At 68.4% G+C, this 20,425-nt stretch carries 21 protein-coding genes and 1 tRNA gene; 14 read left to right on the top strand and 8 right to left on the bottom strand.

The features are described 5' to 3' along the window. Positions 1-22 precede the first annotated feature (22 nt). The 4 genes from biuH (at position 23) to WG924_RS00730 (ending at position 3,358) form a co-directional block, all read left to right on the top strand. Entirely contained in the window at positions 23-715 is a 693-nt protein-coding gene (gene biuH / locus WG924_RS00745; RefSeq protein WP_345930908.1) for a biuret amidohydrolase, read from the top strand. 89 nt (positions 716-804) lie between these two features. Then, positions 805-2,283, top strand: coding sequence for an ABC transporter ATP-binding protein (locus WG924_RS00740; protein ID WP_345931724.1), 1,479 nt, complete (start codon positions 805-807; stop codon positions 2,281-2,283). Positions 2,284-2,303: 20 nt separating this feature from the next. Then, the gene (locus WG924_RS00735; protein WP_345930907.1) at positions 2,304-2,993 is read left to right on the top strand and encodes a cysteine hydrolase family protein; all 690 of its coding nucleotides are present in this window, start codon (positions 2,304-2,306) and stop codon (positions 2,991-2,993) included. Next, complete coding sequence (locus WG924_RS00730) at positions 2,990-3,358, top strand: cupin domain-containing protein (RefSeq protein ID WP_345930906.1); 369 nt, start codon at positions 2,990-2,992, stop codon at positions 3,356-3,358. Before WG924_RS00735 ends, WG924_RS00730 begins: the two co-directional genes overlap by 4 nt. Before the next feature lie 3 nt (positions 3,359-3,361). Here the strand turns inward: WG924_RS00730 and WG924_RS00725 are convergent, their stop codons facing one another. Then, entirely contained in the window at positions 3,362-4,258 is an 897-nt protein-coding gene (locus tag WG924_RS00725; protein ID WP_345930905.1) for a LysR family transcriptional regulator, read from the bottom strand. A gap of 94 nt (positions 4,259-4,352) precedes the next feature. On the opposite strand from WG924_RS00725, the gene WG924_RS00720 reads away from it, so the two are divergent. From WG924_RS00720 to WG924_RS00700, 5 genes are all read left to right on the top strand, one after another. Further along, positions 4,353-5,321 carry a quinone oxidoreductase family protein gene (locus WG924_RS00720; RefSeq protein ID WP_345930904.1) on the top strand — a complete coding sequence of 323 codons (969 nt, stop codon included), beginning with the start codon at positions 4,353-4,355 and terminating at the stop codon, positions 5,319-5,321. A 281-nt stretch (positions 5,322-5,602) separates the two neighbouring features. After that, positions 5,603-7,990 (top strand): xanthine dehydrogenase family protein molybdopterin-binding subunit, encoded by a 2,388-nt coding sequence (locus WG924_RS00715; RefSeq protein WP_345930903.1) that lies wholly within the window; start codon positions 5,603-5,605, stop codon positions 7,988-7,990. Next, entirely contained in the window at positions 7,983-8,450 is a 468-nt protein-coding gene (locus WG924_RS00710; RefSeq protein WP_345930902.1) for a (2Fe-2S)-binding protein, read from the top strand. The genes WG924_RS00715 and WG924_RS00710 overlap by 8 nt, the downstream gene beginning before the upstream one ends. Before the next feature lie 15 nt (positions 8,451-8,465). Then, positions 8,466-9,311: an FAD binding domain-containing protein gene (locus WG924_RS00705; RefSeq protein ID WP_345930900.1), complete on the top strand. Its 846-nt coding sequence runs from the start codon at positions 8,466-8,468 to the stop codon at positions 9,309-9,311. A 27-nt stretch (positions 9,312-9,338) separates the two neighbouring features. Continuing rightward, on the top strand, positions 9,339-9,650 hold the full coding sequence (locus tag WG924_RS00700; RefSeq protein WP_345930899.1) for a cupin domain-containing protein: 312 nt from the start codon (positions 9,339-9,341) through the stop codon (positions 9,648-9,650). 34 nt (positions 9,651-9,684) lie between these two features. Here WG924_RS00700 and WG924_RS00695 read toward each other — a convergent pair whose 3' ends face one another. Together WG924_RS00695 and WG924_RS00690 are read right to left on the bottom strand one after the other, a co-directional pair. Continuing rightward, positions 9,685-10,167: a DUF2269 family protein gene (locus WG924_RS00695; RefSeq protein ID WP_345930898.1), complete on the bottom strand. Its 483-nt coding sequence runs from the start codon at positions 10,165-10,167 to the stop codon at positions 9,685-9,687. Beyond that, on the bottom strand, positions 10,167-11,462 hold the full coding sequence (locus tag WG924_RS00690; protein WP_345931723.1) for an SDR family oxidoreductase: 1,296 nt from the start codon (positions 11,460-11,462) through the stop codon (positions 10,167-10,169). Before WG924_RS00690 ends, WG924_RS00695 begins: the two co-directional genes overlap by 1 nt. 147 nt (positions 11,463-11,609) lie before the next feature. Between WG924_RS00690 and WG924_RS00685 the strand changes: the two genes are divergently transcribed. Both WG924_RS00685 and WG924_RS00680 read left to right on the top strand, forming a co-directional pair. Beyond that, positions 11,610-12,650 (top strand): SDR family oxidoreductase, encoded by a 1,041-nt coding sequence (locus WG924_RS00685; RefSeq protein WP_345930897.1) that lies wholly within the window; start codon positions 11,610-11,612, stop codon positions 12,648-12,650. 5 nt (positions 12,651-12,655) lie between these two features. Then, entirely contained in the window at positions 12,656-13,171 is a 516-nt protein-coding gene (locus tag WG924_RS00680; protein ID WP_345930896.1) for a DUF1440 domain-containing protein, read from the top strand. A gap of 18 nt (positions 13,172-13,189) precedes the next feature. Here the strand turns inward: WG924_RS00680 and WG924_RS00675 are convergent, their stop codons facing one another. The 4 genes from WG924_RS00675 to WG924_RS00660 all read right to left on the bottom strand — a co-directional run bounded on the left by WG924_RS00675 (position 13,190) and on the right by WG924_RS00660 (position 16,040). Continuing rightward, positions 13,190-13,705: a hypothetical protein gene (locus tag WG924_RS00675; protein WP_345930895.1), complete on the bottom strand. Its 516-nt coding sequence runs from the start codon at positions 13,703-13,705 to the stop codon at positions 13,190-13,192. A gap of 267 nt (positions 13,706-13,972) precedes the next feature. Continuing rightward, positions 13,973-14,056, bottom strand: a tRNA-Leu gene (locus WG924_RS00670). Between the two features lie 110 nt (positions 14,057-14,166). Beyond that, the gene (locus tag WG924_RS00665; protein WP_345930894.1) at positions 14,167-14,958 is read right to left on the bottom strand and encodes a competence/damage-inducible protein A; all 792 of its coding nucleotides are present in this window, start codon (positions 14,956-14,958) and stop codon (positions 14,167-14,169) included. 29 nt (positions 14,959-14,987) lie between these two features. After that, the gene (locus WG924_RS00660) at positions 14,988-16,040 is read right to left on the bottom strand and encodes an NAD-dependent epimerase/dehydratase family protein (protein WP_345930893.1); all 1,053 of its coding nucleotides are present in this window, start codon (positions 16,038-16,040) and stop codon (positions 14,988-14,990) included. A 144-nt stretch (positions 16,041-16,184) separates the two neighbouring features. On the opposite strand from WG924_RS00660, the gene sfsA reads away from it, so the two are divergent. From sfsA to radC, 3 genes are all read left to right on the top strand, one after another. Further along, entirely contained in the window at positions 16,185-17,030 is an 846-nt protein-coding gene (sfsA, locus tag WG924_RS00655; RefSeq protein ID WP_345930892.1) for a DNA/RNA nuclease SfsA, read from the top strand. 133 nt (positions 17,031-17,163) lie between these two features. Then, the gene (gene map, locus WG924_RS00650; RefSeq protein WP_345930891.1) at positions 17,164-17,958 is read left to right on the top strand and encodes a type I methionyl aminopeptidase; all 795 of its coding nucleotides are present in this window, start codon (positions 17,164-17,166) and stop codon (positions 17,956-17,958) included. Positions 17,959-18,134: 176 nt separating this feature from the next. Next, entirely contained in the window at positions 18,135-19,067 is a 933-nt protein-coding gene (gene radC / locus WG924_RS00645; protein ID WP_345930890.1) for a RadC family protein, read from the top strand. Here the strand turns inward: radC and WG924_RS00640 are convergent. Next, positions 19,045-20,199, bottom strand: a complete 1,155-nt coding sequence (locus WG924_RS00640; protein WP_345930889.1) for an adenylate/guanylate cyclase domain-containing protein — start codon at positions 20,197-20,199, stop codon at positions 19,045-19,047. The two genes, radC and WG924_RS00640, sit on opposite strands and share 23 nt — an antisense overlap. Positions 20,200-20,425 lie beyond the last annotated feature (226 nt).

The raw sequence follows: 20,425 nt of genomic DNA, 5'->3' as shown, positions 1-20,425 counted from the left end.
CCCCGAACAAGGATGCCGCCGCATGACCGCGACCGATCTCCGCACCATCCCGGGCGACCCTTACGACTGGCCGTTCGATGGCAGGCTGACACCGGCCAACACCGCTTTGATCATCATCGACATGCAGACCGATTTCTGCGGCGTCGGCGGCTATGTCGACGCGATGGGTTATGACCTCAGCCTCACCCGCGCGCCGATCGGGCCGATCGCGCGGGTGCTGGCGGCCATGCGGGCGCGGGGCTATCACATCATCCACACCCGCGAGGGCCACCGCCCGGATCTGTCCGATCTGCCGGCCAACAAGCTGTGGCGGTCGCAGCGGATCGGCGCCGGCATCGGCGACCCCGGCCCCTGCGGCCGCATTCTGGTGCGGGGCGAGCCCGGCTGGGACATCATCCCGGAACTGGCGCCGCTGGCGGGGGAGCCGATCATCGACAAGCCGGGCAAGGGGTCGTTCTGCGCCACCGATCTTGAGCTGATCCTGCATGTCCGTGGCATCCGCAACATCGTGCTGACCGGCATCACCACCGATGTCTGCGTGCACACCACGATGCGCGAAGCCAATGACCGCGGCTTCGAATGCCTGCTGCTCGACGACTGCTGCGGCGCCACCGACCGGGCCAATCACGACCATGCCATCCGGATGATCAAGATGCAGGGCGGCGTGTTCGGATCGGTGGCGAGCGCCGATGCCTTCATTGAGGCCCTGCCATGAGCGGCCCCCTGCCCGATCTGGCAACCACAGCCGCGCCCGCCGGCGCCGAGGCACCGGCACTGCGCGCGCTGGGCCTGGAAGCGGTGGCGATGACCAAGCGCTTCGGCAGCTTCACGGCCCTCGACGGCGTCAACCTGAAGGTCCGGCCGGGCAGCGTGCATGCCCTGCTGGGCGAGAACGGCGCCGGCAAATCGACGCTGGTGAAATGCATCATGGGCTATTACCGGCCCGAGGAAGGTGCTGTCATCGTCGGCGCGCGGGAACAGCCGATCACCAATCCACGTCAGGCCCATGCGCTGGGCATCGGCATGGTCTATCAGCATTTCACCCTGGTTCCCGGCATGACCGTGCTTGAGAATCTGGTGATGGCGCAGGCCACGCTGCCGGCGGTGATCGATTGGCGGGCGGAACGGGCGCGGCTTGCCGGCTTCATGGCCCGGATGCCGTTCCAGGTGCCGCTGGATGCGCCGGTCGCGAGCCTTGCCGCCGGCGAGAAGCAGAAGGTCGAGATCCTGAAACAGATCTGGCTGGACTGCCGCTTTCTGATTCTGGACGAGCCGACATCGGTGCTGACGCCCGACGAGGCCGACGACATTCTGGGTCTGCTGGCGCGGATGGCCCGGGCGGGCGACCTGACCATCCTGATCATCACCCATAAATTCCGCGAGGTTCTGGCCTTCGCCGATGACGTGTCGGTGCTGCGCCGGGGACGTCTGGTCGGTGGCGGCGCCGTGGCCGAGCTGACGGTCGACGCGATGGCCGGGATGATGATCGGCGGCGCCACCGTCACGACGCCCGCGGCGCGCACCGATCAGCCGCCCGGCGCGGTGGCCCTGACCGTCGATGCGCTGGAAGCCCTGGATGATGCCGGCGAGGCCGCGCTGCGCGGGGTGACGCTGGCGGTGCGGCGCGGCGAGATCGTCGGCATCGCCGGCGTCTCGGGCAATGGCCAGGGGGCGCTGGTCGAGGTGCTGGCGGGGCAGCGCCCGCCGAGCGCCGGCCGGATGATGGTCGACGGCGCGCCTTATGCCGCGCGGCGGTCCGACATGCTGCGCCACAAGGTGTGCCTGCTGCCGGAAGAGCCGTTGAAGAATGCCTGCGTCGGCCGGATGAGTGTGGCCGAGAACATGGCCTTCCGCCGCTTCGACCAGCCGCCCTATGCCCGCGCCCGCTGGTTCCTGTCGAAAGGCCGGATGAGGGCCGCCGCGCGCGATTTGATCGCCCGCTATAATGTGCGCACGCCCTCGCCCGACACGCCGATCGCCGCCCTGTCCGGGGGCAATGTCCAGCGCGCGGTGCTGGCACGGGAGATCGGCGGCGATGTCGAGGTGCTGGTGGCGGCCAACCCGGTGTTCGGCCTGGATTTCCAGGCGGTCGCCGATATCCATGGACAGATCGTCGAGGCGCGCAATCGCGGCGCCGCCGTGCTGCTGGTCAGCGAGGATCTGGACGAGCTTCTGGAACTGGCCGACCGCATTCTGGTGATGTCGGATGGCCGGATCGTGCACGAGACCAGCGGCGCCACGGCCGATCGTCTGGCGATCGGCCGCCACATGGCCGGCCACTGACCGGGAAGGACCACGACCCCATGACCGCAGCGGCCACGCTGACCATTCCGGCCGAGCCCTATGATTATGTCGCGGCGCGCGCCGGCCTCGCGCTGATCATCATCGACATGCAGCGCGATTTCCTTGAACCCGGTGGCTTCGGCGCCGCCCTTGGCAACGACGTGTCGCTGCTGCGCGCGTCGATCGCGCCGACGATCCGGCTGCTGGCGGGTTTCCGCGCCGCCGGCCTGCCGGTTGTCCATACCCGCGAATGCCATCTGCCCGACCTGTCCGATTGCCCGCCCGCCAAACACGGGCGCGGCCCCGGGCCCTTGCGGATCGGCGATACCGGGCCGATGGGCCGGATCCTGATCCGGGGCGAGCCGGGTGCGGCGATCATTCCCGAACTGGCGCCGGTGGATGGTGAAGTGGTGATCGACAAGCCCGGCAAGGGTGCCTTTCACGCCACGCCGCTGATGGCCGAATTGCAGGCGCGCGGCGTCACCCATCTGGTCTTTGCCGGCGTCACCACCGAGGTCTGCGTTCAGACGACGATGCGCGAGGCCAATGATCGCGGCTTCGACTGCCTGCTGGCAACCGATGCCACCGACAGCTATTTCCCCGCCTTCAAGGCCGCGACCATCGCCATGATCACCGCCCAGGCCGGCATCGTCGGATGGGCCGCTCCGGTCGATGCCATCCTGACCGCGCTGGAGGCCAGCCGCCCATGACGACGATCACCAACCTGCCCGCCGTGCTGCGCGCCGGCCTGCTGAATGCCGCCGCGCGCGACGCCCTCGACTGGGTGCCGTTCCGGCCGGGTGTCGAGGCCCATTGGCTGCATCGCGCGCCCGATGGCGGTGCGGCAGCCGCCCTGCTGCGCTATGCCCCCGGCAGTGACGTGCCCCGCCACGCGCATACCGGCCGCGAAACCATCCTGATCCTGGCCGGCCGCCAGAGCGACGACACCGGCACCTATGACGCCGGAACCCTGGTGGTCAACGAACCCGGCACCGAACACAAGGTGCGGAGCGATATCGGCTGCACCGCGCTGCTGATCTGGGAGCAGGCCCCCCGGTTGTTCGAGGGGACATGACGGTCAGGGAAAGATGGTCCGCCACGACACCGGGCCTGATGCGAACGGGGAGCCCGGCGCCTGGAACAGCGCCCGCAGATGCCGGCTGACCGCACGAACCGGTGCCGCATCCTTCATGTCGGCATGCATCGCCAGCCAGATGTCGCGGCGGAGCGGCTGGATCGTGGCCGCAACCGGCACCAGCCCGGATGACGGGGTCACCATGAAGTCGGGCAGGCAGGCGATGCCGCCGCCGGCGCGCGCCGCCTCGTGCTGGATATCGAGATTGCCGGCATGGATCGAGAACGGCCGGCCGGCGGCGAAATCGACCAGCGCCGCCTGTTGTGCCGCAAGCCCCGCCGTCATCTCATAGCCAACGAAACACCAGTCCGGCTCGGCAACCGCCGCCAGATAATCGGGGCTGGCATAGAAGCGGAACGCCATCTCCCCCAGCTTGACGATGACGAGGTCGCCGTCGTCAGGGCGGCTGATCCGCACCACCAGATCGGCTTCGCGCCGATCGAGCGAGGCACTGCGCGCCTCGCCGATGATGCGGATCGCAAGGCCCGGATGCTGGCGTTGCAGTGCCACCAGCGGCGCTGTCAGACACCGCACCGCCAGGGCCGGCGGCGCGCTGAGCGTGACGGTGCCGGTCAATGTGGTACGCGCGCCCGCCGCCACCCGCGCGACCGACCGGGCATCGTCATCCATGCGCGCCGCGACCAGCGCGATCCGCTCGCCATCCGTCGTCAACGTGAAGCGGCGGCCCCGGCGATCGACCAGCGCCACACCCAGCGCCCGTTCCAGCGCCGCCACGCGCCGGGCCACGGTGGCATGTTCCACCCCCAGCCTGCGGGCGGCGGCCGACAATGTGCCTTCGGCGGCAAGCGCGCCGAAATGGCGCAGGTCTTCCCAGTTCATCGGGCTATTTTCTCACAAGTGATGTCAATTCATGGGGAATTTTCCACCAGATCCGATCGTGCCACAACAGCGGCATCATAACGGAGGCATGATCATGGATATCCAGATTGAACTCACCGCCATCGGCGGAACCGACGGCCTGCGGGTCGCGCCCTGTGCGCCGGGCGACCCCGGCGCCGGTCAGATCCGGGTCCGCCACGACGGAATCGGCGTCAACTTCATCGACATCTACCAGCGGACCGGGCTCTATCGCCTGCCGCTGCCGGCGGTGCTGGGCGTCGAGGGCGCCGGCGTGGTCGAGGCGGTCGGCCCCGATGCCGACGGCCTGAGGATCGGTGATCGTATCGTCTATGCCGGCCTGACCGGTGGCTATGCGGCAAGCCGTCTGCTTCCCGCATGGCGCGCCGTCCCCTTGCCCGATGCGATCGACAGCGACATCGCCGCCGCGTCGTTTCTGCGGGGCCTGACCGCCCATATGCTGTTGACCCGCACCCACACCGTCGGGGCCGGCAGCACGATCCTTGTCCATGCCGCCGCCGGTGGTCTTGGTGCCACGCTCACCGCCTGGGCGAAGCAGCGCGGCGCCACGGTCATCGGCACCGCCGGCACGCCGCAGAAGGCGCAGACCGCCCGCGAGGCCGGCATCGATCATGTGATCATCGGCCGTGATGCCGACATCGTGGCCGAGGTCCGCGCGCTGACCGATGGCCGGGGCGTCGATTTCGCGATCGACGGCATCGGCGGCACGATGCTGGCCCGAACCCTTGGCTGCGTGCGCCGCTTCGGCACGGTCGCCAGCATTGGTCAGGCCGCCGGACCGATCCCGCCGCTCGACGTCGAGGATCTGGGACCGTTGCGGTCCCTGACGCTGGCCCGGCCCAGTGTCATGGCCTATGCGGCGGACCCGGATACCTATCGGGCGGCGGCCCTGGATGTGATCCGGGCGATGGAAGGCGGTATCGCTCCCACAATCGGCCGCCGCTATGGCCTGGCCGATGCCGCCCGCGCGCAGGCCGATCTGGAGGCCGGCGCCACCACCGGCAGCCTCCTGCTGGTGCCGTGACCAAACCGATACGGGTGGAGCGGCGGTCGCGATCATGCGCGCGAGTGCCGTTCGCCCGTCACGCGCTATCAGAAAACCCGATACGGCCCGTCGATTAATTCTATTTTACAATGCCCCCTCCTTGGGCAAGCCTGATTTTAAGGCACGCAAGCCACACCTCGCATCATCCCGGACCCACAGGCGTTCCGGATGCCCAAGCGCATCCGGCATGGGGAGACGCCTGCGCCATCATGGCGGGACAGCGGCGGCGCGGGCGGCGGCGCATCATCAGGGAGATGGTCATGAGCTGGGTTGGTAAGCCCCTGCGGCGGAAAGAGGATTACCGCTTCCTCACCGGTGCCGGCCAATATGTCGCCGATGCCGCGGCAGCGATGAACGCGGCTCATATGTATATCCTGCGCTCGCCCCATGGTGCCGCCGGGCTCAGGCGGATCGACATCGCCGCCGCCCGCGCGCTGCCCGGCGTGCTCGACATCATCACCGGTGCCGACCTTGAAGCCAGCGGCATCGGCGGTCTGCCCTGCGCCTGGCCGGTGGTCAGCCGCGATGGCAGCCCGATGGTCCATCCGGTGCATCCGGTGATCCCGGTCGACCGGGTGCTGCATGTCGGCGACCCGGTGGCGGCGGTGGTCGCCGTCACCGCCGAACAGGCCGAGACCGCCGCCGAGGCGATCCTGGTCGATTACGAGGTGTGGCCCTGTCATACCGATCTGGCCACCGTGCTCACGCCCGGTGCGGCGAGGGTGCGCGCGGAGCTGCCCGACAATCTGTGCTTCGACTGGGATCTGGGCAACGCGGCCGCCGTCGATGCGCAACTGGCGGCCAGCGCTCATGTGGTGACGCTGGATCTGGTGCAGAACCGGGTCAATGCCAGCCCGATGGAAACCCGCGGCACGCTCGGCATCTATGACCGCGGCCGCGACGACTACACGCTCTATACCTCCAGCCAGAACCCGCATTCGATCCGGGTCACCCTGTCGGCCAGCACGCTGAAGGTGCCGGAGGAGAAGATCCGGGTCATCTCGCCCGATGTCGGCGGTGGCTTCGGCATGAAGATCTATCACTATGCCGAAGAGGTGCTGGTGCTGGTGGCCGCGCGGCGGATCAACCGGCCGGTGCGCTGGATCGCCAGCCGCCTGGAAGCCTTTCAGGCCGATACCTATGCCCGCGATCATGTGACCCGCGTGTCGCTGGGCCTGGATCGCGACGGCACCTTCCAGGCAATGAAGGTGCATACCATCGCCAATATGGGCGCCTATCTTTCCACCTTCGCGCCGTCGATCCCGACCTTCTTCTATGCCAATCCCTTCCCCGGCCCCTATGCCCTGCGCGATGTGTATGTCCATGTCCAGGGGGTGTTCACCAACACCACGCCGGTCGATGCCTATCGCGGCGCCGGCCGGCCCGAAGCCACCTATGTGATGGAGCGGATCGTCGAGGCGGCGGCGCGCGCGTTGGGCATGGACCCGTTCGAGATCCGCCGCCGCAACGCGATCCCGGCCGATGCCATTCCCTACAAGACGCCCTTCCTGTGGACCTATGATTCCGGCGACCTGCCGGCATTGATGGATCTGGCCCGCGCCGCCGCCGATATCGACGGCTATGCCGCCCGCAAGGCCGCGACTGAAGCCCGGGGCTGCCTGCGCGGCATGGGCGTCGCCTTCTATATGGAGGCCTGCGGCATGGGGCCGTCGAAGCTGCTGATCGAAGCCGGGCTTGGCGGCGGGCAGTTCGAGGTGGCGACCGTCAGGGTCAGCCCCACCGGCGGCATCGTGGTGCTGACCGGCAGCCATTCCCACGGACAGGGCCACGAGACCGCCTTCGCCCAGATCGTCGCCGACAAGACCGGCATCGATCCGGCGCTGATCGAGATCGTTCATGGCGACACCGCCAAGGTGCCCTATGGCGTCGGCACCTATGGCTCACGCTCGCTGTCGGTGGGCGGATCGGCGCTGGCGGTGACCACCGACAAGGTCGTCACCAAGATGAAGCGGATCGCGGCCCATATGCTGGGCACCGATGCCGCCGATATCGACCTCACCGACGGCATCTTCCGGGCGAGGCCCGGCAATCGCAGCCTGCATTTCACCGAGGTGGCACGGCGCGCCTATGCCCCGGTCGACTATCCGGCCGGCATGGAACCGGGTATCGACGAGACGACCTATTACGACCCGGAGGCCTTCACCTTCCCCTATGGCTGCCACATCGTCGAGGTCGAGATTGACCCGGAGACCGGCACGACCACGGTCGATCGCTATCTGGCGGTGGATGATTTCGGGCGGATCGTGAACCCGTTGATCGTCGAGGGCCAGATCCATGGCGGTGCCGCCCAGGCGATCGGCCAGGCCTGTATGGAACTCTGCCGTTACGACCCCGAGACCGGGCAGTTGCTGACCGGATCGTTCATGGATTACGCCATGCCGCGCGCCACCGACGTGCCGGCGGTGGAGCTTGTGTCGATGGAAACCATCTGCACCACCAATCCGGTCGGTGCCAAGGGTTGCGGCGAGGCATCGGCCATCGCCGGGCCGGCGGCGGTGATCAACGCCATCTGCGACGCCCTGCATGACCATGGCGTGCGCCATCTCGACATGCCGGCAACGCCTGAAAAAGTGTGGACAGCCATTCAGGCCGCCAACCTGCGCGCAGAGGACACGGCCGATGCATGACATCACCCTCACCCTGAACGGTGCCGCAGTGACCGCCCGGGTCGCACCCGGCACGACCCTGGTGGCCCTGATCCGCGACCAGTTGGCACTGACCGGCACCCATATCGGCTGCGACACCGCGCAATGCGGCGCCTGCATGGTTCATGTCGACGGCGTGCCGGTGAAATCCTGCGCGATGCTGGCGGTCCAGGCCGATGGCCGACGGATCGGCACCATTGAGGGCATGGCCGAGGACGGCCGGATGAGCGCGCTTCAAGCGGCGTTCCGCGAGCACCATGCCCTGCAATGCGGTTTCTGCACCCCCGGCATGGTGATGAGCGCCGCCGGGATCATCGACCGCCATGGCGCCGATGTCGACGACGCCACCATCCGCCGCGCGCTTGAGGGCAATATCTGCCGCTGCACCGGCTATCACAACATCGTCAAGGCGATCCGCTCCGCGGCCGCCGCGACCGCCTGAGCGGAGGCAGACCCCATGCAGATCGGCGCCTATCACGCCCCCGCCAGCCTTGCCGACGCCGTGCGCCTGCTGGCGGAACTGCCCGATGCCGTGCCGCTCGCGGGCGGCATGACCCTGCTGCCGGTGATCCGCCAGCGGCTGGCGGCTCCTGACGCGGTGATCGATCTGGGCCGGATCGCCGGGCTCGACACGATCCGGATCGAGGACGGCCATGTTCACGAGGGCACCCGACAGCCCGACCGCCTCGTCATCGGTGCCGGCACCACCCATGACGCGGTCGCACGGTCGGACCTCGTCGCCACGGTCCTGCCGGCCCTGGCACGGCTGGCGGGGGATATCGGCGACCCGGCGGTGCGTGCCCGCGGCACCATCGGCGGATCGCTGGCGAATAATGACCCGGCGGCGGATTATCCCGCCGCCGCCCTGGCGCTGGACGCATGGATCGTCACCGATCGCCGGGTGATCGCGGCTCCGGATTTCTTCCAGGGCTTCTTTCAAACCGCGCTGATGCCAGGCGAGATCGTCACCGCCGTATCGCTGGCGATACCGGTCTGCGCCGGCTATGCCAAGCTGCGCGGCCAGGCATCACGGTTTCCGGTCTGCGGGGTGTTCGTCAGCCGTTTTGCCGACGGGCCACGGGTCGCGGTGACCGGTGCCGGCAGCCAGGGCGTGTTCCGCGCGACGGTGCTTGAACAGGCATTGGCCGCCGACTGGTCGCCGGCCGCGGCCAGGGCGGTCCGGCTGCCTGAAGCCGGGCTGCTGGGCGACGCCAATGCCAGCCCGCGCTATCGCGCGCATCTGGTCTCGGTGCTGGCCGCGCGCGCGATCGCTGGCATAATAGAGCCAGCCCCCGCTGCCTGATATGACGGCCCACAGAAAGACCATGGCATGACCGAGACCACCACGACCCCCACCCGCCCCCAGGCCGTCCCCACCGTGCAGGTGGACAATGACCGGGTCTGCGTCACCCTGTGGAGCTTCGCCCCCGGCGCCGAAACCGGCCCGCATTGCCACGGGCTGGATTATGTGGTGGTGCCGCTGACCACCGGGCAATTGCTGATCGAGATGCCAGACGGCACCAGCCGGCTGGTCGACCGCAGCGCCGGCGCCTCATATGCCGGCACCGCCGGCACCGATCACAATGTGGTCAATCCGTCGGCAACCGCCCCCTTCGCCTTCGTCGAGATCGAACTGCGCTGACCGCATACACCGCCACGCGTGAGGCCGGCCCGCATCACCCGTCGATGAAGCCGATCGCGGGCCGGCTGATCATCAGCCAGAAAATGGCCGTGACGGCGGCGAAGGCCGGAAAGCCGAAGGCGAACCAGGTGCGGTACAGCCGGTGATACGTGGCGGGCAGTGGTGCGCCCGCCGCCGCCGCCCCGGCGGCCAGCCGGCGCATCTTCATCTGCATCCACACGACCGGCAGCCAGAAGGCGCCGGTGACCAGATAGAGCGCGATCGACAGCACGATCCAGCCCTGGCTCAGCGGATAGCCGACATGCATGGCCAGCGCCACACCGGTGACCGGCTGGGCGATCACCGCCGTGGCAGTGAACAGGAAATCCGCGATCACCACGATCCGCGCCACCTCGGCCACCTTCGCGGCATCACCGGTGCGGTTGGCCATGACCAGGAAGAAGGCGATGCCGGCGCCGGTGCCCATCAGCACGGCGGCGCCGATCAGATGCAGGAATTTCAGCCCGAAATACAGCATCACCGGTCCTCCAGGATCGCCAGCAACACCAGATTCAGGCCCAGGATCGGCCAGATCTTCAGCATCGGCCCCAGCGGTTCGATCCACAATGCCGGCAGGATGGTGGTGCCTGCGATGGCATAGAACACCGATATCGCGATGGCCGCATAAAGCGCCAGCCGGGTGGTTCGTCTGAAGGCGATGCCGATGCCGATCAGCAGATCGGCCAACCCGCCCGCGATCACCGATGGCCCGGCCAGGGCCCCCGCCCCGCCCAGCAGCATCAGATCCCGGCCGATGCCATAGCCGGGACCGATCGACACGATCCCGGTGCCGATCCAGAACAGCGCGAACACCGTGAACAGCACCGGCTTCAGGATATAGAGTCCGGCGAACCAGCGTTCCTGAACCGAGGCCGGGTGCGCGGCGAGCGCATCGGGCAGCGCGGTGGGCAGGATGCCCGTGGCGGTGATCCAGGGCGCCGGGTCACCGACCGCACCGCGGCCGATCTCGACGCGGGCGGTTGAGCGCAAGGGCGGCCGCCAGCCCAGCCAGCCGGCAAAATCGCCCAGACGGTAGAGCAGCGCCGCCACCGGGCGCGAGAATGTCAGTGTCCGGGCATCGGGGAAGCCCAGCCAGCGGCGGTGAAGATTGACCACCTCGGCAAAGCTGTGACGCGTGGGGCCGGCCAGATCCAGCGCCACCCGCCCCGGCACGTCCGGCGCCAGGACATGCACCACCGTCGCCACCACGTCATCGAGCTGGACCACCTGCAACGGCCCGGTATCGGGCATCACCGGCAGGATCGGCAGCGCCGCCAGGCCCCGGAACATCGCGCTGCCGCCATAGGCGGCCGGTCCGATCACCACCGAGGGCCGCAGGATCACCCAATCCAGATCGCGGGCCATCAAGGCCTGTTCGCCGGCAAGCTTGGTGCGCGAAAAGGCCGTGGGGGTCGCCCGATCCACCCCCATCGCCGAAATATGGATCACCCGCCTTATGCCTGCCTGTTCGGCGGCGGCATAAAGGGCGTCGATGCCGCTTGTATGCACGCCCTCCAGATCGTCACCGCCGCCATGCTGAAGGGCGCCGGCGCAATTGACCACCGCATCGACCCCGGCAAGCGCCGGCGCCCAGCCGGCCGCCGTGCGGGTCCGGGCGATGTCGACGGCCCGCCAGCGGACCTGCGGCATGCGACGCGCGGCCTCGCCCACGCCGCGCGCCACGCCGGTCACCTGATGGCCAAGGGCCAGCAGTCGCGCGGTCACCGCCGATCCGATCAACCCGGTCGCCCCTGTCACCAAGATATGCACGATACGCCCTCTCCGCTGCCGAACCGTATGCCGGCTTCATTGACATCCAAACCCCGACCGGCTGCCCCGGGTTCCGGCCCGGGAACCGCAGCGCCCCGCCGGGGTTGAGCCCTGGAGCATCTCCCCCGAGCCATCAGCGGAGCCCGTATCATGCGACAGGCACGACACCAGACCGGCGACCAGCAGCGCCCCGATCGTCCGCAGCCGGTGGTGGTCATCACCGGCGGTTCGTCGGGCATCGGCCGCTGCACGGCGGCGCTGTTCGCCGAACGTGGCTGGCGGGTCGGGTTGATCGCGCGGGGTGAAGAGGGGCTGGAAGCGGCCGCCGCGGATGTCGTCGCGGCCGGCGGTGAGGTCGAAACCGCATCGGCGGATGTGGCCGATGCCCGCGAGGTGGATGCCGCCGCCTCCCGCATCGAAGGCCGTTTCGGGCAGATCGATGCGTGGATCAATGGCGCCGGCGTCAGCTTTTATGCCCGCTTCGAGGATATTTCCGAAGAGGAATTCCGGCGGGTCACCGATGTGAGCTATATGGGTGCGGTGAACGGCACGCGCGCGGCCCTGACCCGGATGCGCCGCCGCGACCAGGGGGTCATCGTCAATATCGGATCGGTGGTGGCGCTGCGCGGTGTGCCCCTGCAGGCCCCCTATACCGCCGCCAAATTCGCCGTCACCGGCTTCACCGAGGCGCTGCGCACCGAGCTGATCCACGCCCGCAGCCGCATCCATCTGGCGATCGTCCATCCGCCGGCAACCAATACGCCGTTCTTCGCCCATGCCGGCAGCCGTATGGAGGGTGGCGTCCCCCGGCCGATGCCGCCGATCTATGAACCCGAAATGGTCGCCGCCGCCATCTATGACACGGTGACCATGCGGCGCCGATCGGTGCGGGTCGGCGCCGCCACGGTTCAGTTCGGCATTCTGAACCGGCTGATGCCGGGGCTGGCCGACCGGCTGATGGGCCGCTTCGGCTGGCGCAGTCAGGCGACCCATGCCCGCGAGGCACAGGATCTGCGCGATCCTGCCGTGTTCGGGGCGGCACGCCGCAATCACGCGGTGCACGGGCCCTGGCACCAGCCGGGCCGCGACCGCCTGCCCCGGCTGGGGGCGGCCGGCAGCCTCGCCTTCGCGGCCGGCGGTCTGGCTCTGGGTCTGTGGATCGCCCGCAGCCACCGCAACGGGTCGGAGTGACCGCCATGCGCAATGCCATGCTGGGGGCCATCGCCGGTGTCATGGCCACGGTCGCCATGACCTCGGCGATGCGGCGGATGCAGCCGCTGCTGCCGGACCGCGACCGGTATCCCCTGCCGCCGCGCCAGATCATGGAACAGGTGGGGGAGGCCACGGAAACGGGTCAGGCGATGCCTGAGCCCGCGCGCCGTACCACCACTCTGCTGTCTCATTTCGCCTTCGGCGCCGCCGCCGGCAGCCTGTTCGCGGCCTGGCGCCCGCGTGGCGGCGTGCGGGCCGGTGCCGGCTATGGCGCGCTGGTCTGGGCGGTCAGTTATCTGGGCTGGATTCCGGCCGCCCGCATCCTGCGCCCGGCCACCGACCACCCGATGCGCCGGAACCTGCTGATGCTGGCGGCCCATCTGGTCTGGGGCACCGCGCTGGCCCACAGCCTGCACGATCTGGACCGTGCGGAGGCCGACATCTTTCGCGATGGTCCCCGGCTGGACGCCCGTTCAAAGCCGCCACTGCAACGATGCTGACCTCGGTGACCGCAGGTCTCAGGCCGCGGTGGCGGCACGCAGCAGTTCATCGAACCGGCTGCGCTCGCCGAAGCCCATCGGCTGCTTGCCGCCGGTACCACCCTGGGCGTCATCGCCCGAGACCGCGTTCATGGCAGCATCCTGCATGCCGGCCGCCAGATCGGCGGCGGCGGCATCAGGGCTCACGCCTTCCGACATCTGGTCTTTCATCGCCATCTCGATCCGCTCTTGAATGCGGGCCTCGATCTTGGCGCGGTCCTCGGGCGACATCGCCGCCAGCTCTTCCTCGGTCAGCCCCTCTTCACCCAGGAACATGGCGCGATAGCGTTCCGCGGGCGTCATGGCCATGAATTCAAGGAAGGCTGTCTCCGCCGCCGAGGGGCCATCTTCATCCGCCGAGGCGTCCTCCGCCCCGGTCACCGGGGCGTCGGCCGTGCCCGACGATACAGCCATCTCGCCCTCCTGGCCCAGAAGCTGGGCCATGAACAGGGTCTGACTGGTCGCGCCCGACTGGCCGACGGCCGCGGCCGGCATGCCTGCCGACACCGGTGCGGCAGGTGTTACACCGGAAGAGTTTGCCGCCCCGCCAGCAGCCCCGGCAAAATCTGCCGCCCCGCCAACAGGTGCCGCCCCGCCATCCTGACGCCGCAAAGCCCTGAAATCGAAAGCGGAAATCCCGCCGGCACCGCTTGCCTGAACCGTCATGCCCGAAGCTCCATGAACCGGATGCGCGTTATGCGACCTGGGTGAAGCAAATTGCACGCCAGCCCGACAGGCTGTCTCGGCGGATCTTCAGAAAGCTGGTGCGGACGGCGGGACTTGAACCCGCACTCCAGAGGAAGCGGATTTTAAGTCCGCTGCGTCTACCGATTTCGCCACGTCCGCGCCACAGGCCACGCGCCGGTGGAATCGCGGCGCTGACCGGCCAAGCAATATCGGCCGCGCCCGGATCTGTCCAGATCGAGTTTCACGAGAGTTCCGAGCATGCGCCGCAGCTATGATGCTTCACGGCCGATCACCGCCACCGCCATCACCGACAGCACCGCAAGCAGATCGCGTTCGGCCACATCCAGCGCCGTGGTGTCGGTGCCGCGCAGCACCAGGCTGACTGATGGCTTGCCGCCACGGAATGCCGGATAGGAGCCGATTTCAACCTGCGGGTGACGGGCCTGCACCTCGCCCAGCGGTTGGGCGATCTCTCCCTCGGCGCCGTCGATCGCGATGGTGACCGCGCGGGTAACCGCGCCGCCGGTCAGGGTGGGCACGATATTGTCCATCATCGCCGCCGCGATCTGGGGCACGCCCGCCATCACATGGACCTTGCCGATCCGGAACCCCGGTGCGATCGATACCGGATTGTCGATCAGCGTCGCCCCTTCGGCGACGTTCGCCATCCGCAGCCGCGCGGGCGTCAGCTTCTCGGGCGGGTAATAGGCGGTCAGGCGGCGCGCGGCCTCAGGGTCGCGGATCAGCGCCACCCCCATCGCCCGCGCCACGGCGGCGGCGGTGATGTCGTCATGGGTGGGGCCGATGCCGCCGGTGGTGAACAGATAATCGGCCTTGGCGGTCAGCGCATGAATGGCCCCGACGATCTCGTCCTCGATATCGGGCACCACCCGCACCTCGACCACCCGGATGCCGGCCGGCGCCAGCTTGGTGGCGATCATGCGGACATTCACGTCCTGGGTACGGCCGGACAGAATTTCATTGCCGATCACCAGGATCGCGGCGGTGCGCGGTGCGCCGGCATCGCCCGCAGTCATGGCGGTCTCAAGGGTCTCGGTCATCGGGTCATCACTCATCAGCCAGAGATTGATCAGCCAGAAATTGCCGGGCGCGGCGATGCGTCGATCAGGCCGGCCAGGATCAGCCAGTCGATCGTCTCGCGCAGCATGTCGTCGAGGGCGGCCGGCGCATAGCCCAGATCGCGCCGCGCCCGATCGCTGTCGATCGCGACCGAATGGCACGACACGATCGCCGCATCGACCGTGATCGACGGCCGGCTGCCGGTCAGGCGCGCCAGTCGCTCGATCAGCCGTGCGGCTGCGATCAGCGCCCAGGCAGGGGCGACACGGCTGGTCAGCGGCCGGTCGAGGATGGCGGCGCTGCGGCCGATCAGCTCGCGAAAACTCGCCACCGGCCCGCCCAGCAGATAATTCTCGCCGATCATCGCCCGGTCGATGGCGGCGACGACGGCATCGGCGACGGCGGCTGCCGCCGCGAAGCTGCCACCGCCGGGCGGCAGCGCCGGCAGCCGCCCGGCCGCCGCCAGCCGGATCATCATCGCCCAGTTGTTCAGGTCATAGGCCCCCAGCATGTGGCCGGGATTGAGGATCACGGCATCCAGCCCGCGGGCGATGGCGGCCCGCACCACCTCTTCGGCGGCGGCCTTGCTGGCGACATAGGCGACCGGATGGTCGCTGCCCACCTGCGGTGCATGTTCGTCGATGCGATGGCGATCGAAACCATAGACCGAGGCCGAGGAGACATGGACGAGCCGGCGCACGCGGGTCAGCAGCACGGCTTCGGCAACCGCGCGCGTGCCCTCGACATTTGTCTGCCACTGGCGCGCACGATCGCGCGGGTCGGTCGAGGTATCGGCCGCAAGATGCAGCACGACATCGGTGTCGTCAGGGGTGCGCGCCGCCATCTGATGGGCATCGAGCAGGCTGGCCTCGATCAGATCCACACCATGCGCAGTCAACCAGTCGCGCACCGGCGCCGTGGTCTCGGGCCGGACAAAGGCGGTCATCGCCCACAGCGCCGGATCTCGCGCCAGCCGCGCCACCACATGACGGCCCAGCATACCGCCGGCACCGGTCAGCACTGCCCGCCGCCGGCTTGCGGATGTCGCGTCGCGCCTGATCATGAAGGCTCCCGTCCTGGCCATCGGTTCCGAACTCCCGGATTATGCGACCTCGCGGCGGCGGCGGCCAGCCTCTGCGATACAGCCCGGCCGCGATGATGGCAGCGCCGTTGCGCGCAAGCCGCCGGTGGCCGTAGTCTTGACGCCATGCCCGATCAGACAGCACCCGCAGGTACCGCCACCGACCGCGCACGCCCCGCATCACCGCCGGGCGCCGGTCATGATCTCGTCTTCACGCCGATGCTGACCCCGGCACGGCTGGTGCGGCGCTATAAGCGCTTCCTGGCCGATGTCGTGCTGCCGGACGGCACTGAAACCACCGTCCATGTCGCCAATCCCGGCAGCATGCTGGGTCTGGCCGATGCCGCCGCCCGGATCTGGCTGCAGCGATCGGCCGACCCGAAACGCAAACTGCCGCTGTCATGGGTTCTGGTCGAGGCAGCGGGCGGCGCACTGGTCGTGGTCGATACCGGGCGCGCGAACGGTCTGGTCGCCGAAGCCATCGCCGCCGGCCGGGTGCCGGCACTGGCCCCGGCCGGGGTGGCCCTGCGGCGTGAAGTCCGCTATGGCACCGGCTCGCGGGTGGATATCGTGCTCGATCCGGCCGCCGCACCGACAGATACCGATGCCGGCATGTATCGGCCGCAACCGGTCTATGTCGAGGTGAAATCGGTCACCCTGTCGCGCCAGCCGGGGCTGGGCGCCTTCCCCGATGCCCGCACCCAGCGCGGCGCCCGGCATCTGGCCGAACTGGCGGCACTGGCGACGGCCGGCACCGCGCGGGCCGTGCTGGTCTATGCGGTGATGCGCGGCGATGTCGAGCGGGTCGACGTCGCGGCCGATATCGATCCGGCCTATGCCGCGGCACTGGCCGCGGCGCGGGCCGCGGGGGTCGAGGTGATGGCGCTGGGCTTCACCGCCGATGCGGCCGGAATCCGCCTGACCGGCCCCCTGCCCGTGGCCGGCCAGGGCACATCTGCCGCCATCGGATGACCGATGTCACGAAAACGCGCATGTCGCGCGATTGCCGTTGGCCCCTCAGTGTAATATCTATGCAGATAAATCTGCCAACGCACAGAACGCCCGGTCCGGAACGGCGACAGCCGTCGGGGGAAAGCAGGAAGCAATGATCAAGATTCACACCACCGAAGATTTCGAGGGCATGCGTCGCGCCGGTCGTCTGGCCGCGGAAGTTCTGGACTTCATCACCCCGCACGTGCAACCGGGAGTAACAACTGAGGATCTCGACCGGTTGTGCCATGCTTTCATCCTGGAGCACGACGCGATTCCGGCACCGCTGAACTATCGCGGCTTCCCGAAATCGATCTGCACCTCGATCAACCATGTGGTCTGCCATGGCATCCCGACCGATCAGAAGGCGCTGATCGAGGGCGATATCCTCAACATCGACATCACCGTCATCCTCGACGGCTGGTTCGGCGATACCAGCCGGATGTTCCCGGTGGGCCGGATCTCGCGTAAGGCGGAACGGCTGATCGACATCACCTATGAGGCGATGATGCTGGGCATCGCCACGGTCAAGCCGGGCGCCACCTTCGGCGATATCGGCCATGCGATCCAGAGCTTCGTCGAGAAGCAGAAATGCTCGGTGGTCAGGGATTTCTGCGGCCATGGCATCGGCCGGGTGTTCCACGACCAGCCCAATGTGCTGCATTACGGCCGTCGCGGCGACGGCGAGGAACTGAAGCCGGGGATGTTCTTCACCATCGAGCCGATGGTCAATCTGGGGCGTCCCGACGTGAAGATCCTGTCCGATGGCTGGACCGCCGTCACCCGCGACCGCCAGTTGTCGGCGCAGTTCGAACACAGCGTCGCCGTGACCGATGACGGGTTCGAGATCTTCACCAATTCGCCCCTCGGCCTCGACCGTCCGCCCTATCGCCGCGATATCGCCGCCTGACCACAACCGCCCGCCCGCCCTTGACCGGAGGCCATGCCCATGACGGACGTGACGCGATGACCGGACCACGCGGCCCCGAAGCGCCGCCGGCAAGAGGGCCAGGCGCAAGGGGCCCGAGCGGATTTGCGCGTGCCGCCGGGTTGATCGCGCGCGCCACGGGCAACGGAACCGCCGGCATGCCCGCATCCGAGCCGGCGCCCGCCCCGCCGCCGGACACCGCACAGGTCGACACGGCACCCCCCCCCGCGGCGTCGGCACTCACAACACCGGCCGATGTGGCGGCGACCGCGCCGGATGTGGAGCAGATGCCGTGGTGGCAACCGCCGCCGGCGGCAGCGGCCAGCCCTGCCTTGAACGAGGCATCGGCCGGACGGACGCCGGCTGCCGGCAATGACGAGACGGCACAGAACGACGACGCGGCACGGGCGGGGGCCGCGCGGCCGCATTATCATGGCCATCGTCAACGCCTGCGCGACCGGTTGCTCGATCGTGGCGCCGAGGCGCTGGCCGATTACGAAATGCTGGAACTGCTGATCGCCGGCGCCATCCCGCGCGGCGACGTCAAGCCGATCGCCAAGCGCCTGCTGGCGGCTTTCGGCGGGCTGGGCGGTGTTCTACACGCCGAACCGGCACGGCTGAAGGCGATCGAGGGCGTCGGTCCGTCAGTGATCGCCCAGATCAAGCTGACCGAGGCACTGATGATCCGGTCGCTGCGCGAAGAGGTGATCGACCGCCCGCTGTTCTCGTCATGGCAGGCCTTGATGGATTATCTGATGGCCGATCTGGGCCATCTGCGGGTGGAACAGTTCCGGGTTCTGTTTCTGGACCGCAAGAACCGGCTGATCGCCGACGAGATCCAGCAGCAGGGAACCGTCGATCACACGCCGGTCTATGCCCGCGAAGTGATGAAGCGGGCGCTGGAGCATGCCGCCTCCTCGATTATTCTTGTCCACAATCATCCATCCGGCGATCCGGCCCCCTCGCCCGCCGATATCGACCTGACCCGCAAGCTGGTTGAAGCGGCCCGGCACCTGAATATTTCGGTGCACGACCATATCATCATCGGCCGGCGCAGTTATAAGAGCTTCAAGGCGCTGGGTATCCTGTAGCGCCCAGCGCCGTGGCCGGCCCGCCAGCCGGGACTGGCTGGGCGGGATCACCCGCCGCCGCCCGCAGGCCCGCCACCCGATGCAGGCCATGAACGCCGATCACTTCCGCCCGCCCGCGCAGGCTGTGCGAGCCCAGCGATTTGGCAACCACACCATCCGGCAATGGCGCCAGACCGAGCACGGCATCCGATGCCAGAACCGGTTCCTTCAGCGACTTGGCCAGCGCCTCCAGCCGGGCGGCGGTGTTGATGGTATCGCCGATGAAGGCGATTTCATGCTTGGCATCGCCCAGTTCCGCCACCACCACCGGCCCTGCATGCAGCACCGCCCGCACCCGTGGCGCCTCGCCGAACCGGCGCAGGAAATCCGGGGCCGTGCGGTCCAGCCGCTCAAGAATATCGAAGGCGCAGGTGATCGCGCGGTCGGTCTGCCGCCGGGCATGGTCGTCGCCGCAGACGATCTTCCACGAGATGATCGCCTGATCACCGACATAGCGATCGATGGTGCCCCGGTTGTGCCGCACCGGAGCGCCGATCGTGTAGAGAACCCGGGCCAGATAATCCGTGGCGGCAATTTCGCCCAGCCGCTCGGCGGTGCCGGTCCAGCCGACGACATCGACCAGCAGAAACACCCGTTCCTCGCGTGTCGGGCGATGATACCGCCCCAGAAGCAGGCTGAGGAAGACCTGGGTGCCGATCAGATCACGCACCCGCGCCATCAATCCCAGCAGACCTGATGCCGCGATCGCAAAGACCAGCACATCGGCGCGCAACACGATCCAATCGCCCGCCATGCCCTGATGGTCCATGATCGATCCGTTGGCGCGTTCGTACATCTGGAATCCCAGGCCCACGACGGCATAGCCGACCATCGCCAGCACTGTCCACACGGCCATCGTGCCAAGGATATAGACCGGGGCCGCCTGCCGGCGCAGCCAGGCCGACAGCCGGGGGAACAGGGCGCCACGGGCGAAGGCGATCATTGCCCCGCCGATCACCGTGCCGTAGATGACCGGAACGAAGATCGGTTCCTCGCCATCGATCCACGCAAAGGCCAGGCCGAAGAGGGCGCCGGCCAGCATGTAGGACAGCCCGAATGCGCATTGCCGGGGCGTGTTCGTCTTCCGGCCCATTCCCACAAGACCTCCCTGCGCCGCCGATTGCTGGCGGGCCGATTTCAGAATGGCATATCGTGTCTCCCACATCCGATTTCGACGGGTAACGTAAACGGAAGACCGCATTTTTTCACGACCTGCCGCGCCTGAGCGGCTGTGCTGACAGGTGCGGCCGGCCGTATCCAGGCTTTGCCCCCGGGCGCCCCACAGGCTATAACCCAGACCGAAGCGGCCGGACGGAACC

The sequence above is a fragment of the Tistrella arctica genome (assembly GCF_039630945.1).
Classification (GTDB): domain Bacteria; phylum Pseudomonadota; class Alphaproteobacteria; order Tistrellales; family Tistrellaceae; genus Tistrella; species Tistrella bauzanensis.
This window is presented reverse-complemented; position numbering and strand designations above follow the sequence as displayed.

Excerpts from the sequence above, each read along its gene's own strand:
- biuH (WP_345930908.1), top strand. The coding sequence starts at position 23 with ATGACCGCGACCGATCTCCGCACCATCCCGGGCGACCCTTACGACTGG.
- WG924_RS00740 (WP_345931724.1), top strand. The coding sequence starts at position 805 with ATGACCAAGCGCTTCGGCAGCTTCACGGCCCTCGACGGCGTCAACCTG.
- WG924_RS00735 (WP_345930907.1), top strand. The coding sequence starts at position 2,304 with ATGACCGCAGCGGCCACGCTGACCATTCCGGCCGAGCCCTATGATTAT.
- WG924_RS00730 (WP_345930906.1), top strand. The coding sequence starts at position 2,990 with ATGACGACGATCACCAACCTGCCCGCCGTGCTGCGCGCCGGCCTGCTG.
- WG924_RS00725 (WP_345930905.1), bottom strand. The coding sequence starts at position 4,258 with ATGAACTGGGAAGACCTGCGCCATTTCGGCGCGCTTGCCGCCGAAGGC.
- WG924_RS00720 (WP_345930904.1), top strand. The coding sequence starts at position 4,353 with ATGGATATCCAGATTGAACTCACCGCCATCGGCGGAACCGACGGCCTG.
- WG924_RS00715 (WP_345930903.1), top strand. The coding sequence starts at position 5,603 with ATGAGCTGGGTTGGTAAGCCCCTGCGGCGGAAAGAGGATTACCGCTTC.
- WG924_RS00710 (WP_345930902.1), top strand. The coding sequence starts at position 7,983 with ATGCATGACATCACCCTCACCCTGAACGGTGCCGCAGTGACCGCCCGG.
- WG924_RS00705 (WP_345930900.1), top strand. The coding sequence starts at position 8,466 with ATGCAGATCGGCGCCTATCACGCCCCCGCCAGCCTTGCCGACGCCGTG.
- WG924_RS00700 (WP_345930899.1), top strand. The coding sequence starts at position 9,339 with ATGACCGAGACCACCACGACCCCCACCCGCCCCCAGGCCGTCCCCACC.
- WG924_RS00695 (WP_345930898.1), bottom strand. The coding sequence starts at position 10,167 with ATGCTGTATTTCGGGCTGAAATTCCTGCATCTGATCGGCGCCGCCGTG.
- WG924_RS00685 (WP_345930897.1), top strand. The coding sequence starts at position 11,610 with ATGCGACAGGCACGACACCAGACCGGCGACCAGCAGCGCCCCGATCGT.
- WG924_RS00680 (WP_345930896.1), top strand. The coding sequence starts at position 12,656 with ATGCGCAATGCCATGCTGGGGGCCATCGCCGGTGTCATGGCCACGGTC.
- WG924_RS00675 (WP_345930895.1), bottom strand. The coding sequence starts at position 13,705 with ATGCCGGCCGCGGCCGTCGGCCAGTCGGGCGCGACCAGTCAGACCCTG.
- WG924_RS00665 (WP_345930894.1), bottom strand. The coding sequence starts at position 14,958 with ATGACCGAGACCCTTGAGACCGCCATGACTGCGGGCGATGCCGGCGCA.
- WG924_RS00660 (WP_345930893.1), bottom strand. The coding sequence starts at position 16,040 with ATGATCAGGCGCGACGCGACATCCGCAAGCCGGCGGCGGGCAGTGCTG.
- sfsA (WP_345930892.1), top strand. The coding sequence starts at position 16,185 with ATGCCCGATCAGACAGCACCCGCAGGTACCGCCACCGACCGCGCACGC.
- map (WP_345930891.1), top strand. The coding sequence starts at position 17,164 with ATGATCAAGATTCACACCACCGAAGATTTCGAGGGCATGCGTCGCGCC.
- radC (WP_345930890.1), top strand. The coding sequence starts at position 18,135 with ATGCCCGCATCCGAGCCGGCGCCCGCCCCGCCGCCGGACACCGCACAG.
- WG924_RS00640 (WP_345930889.1), bottom strand. The coding sequence starts at position 20,199 with ATGGGCCGGAAGACGAACACGCCCCGGCAATGCGCATTCGGGCTGTCC.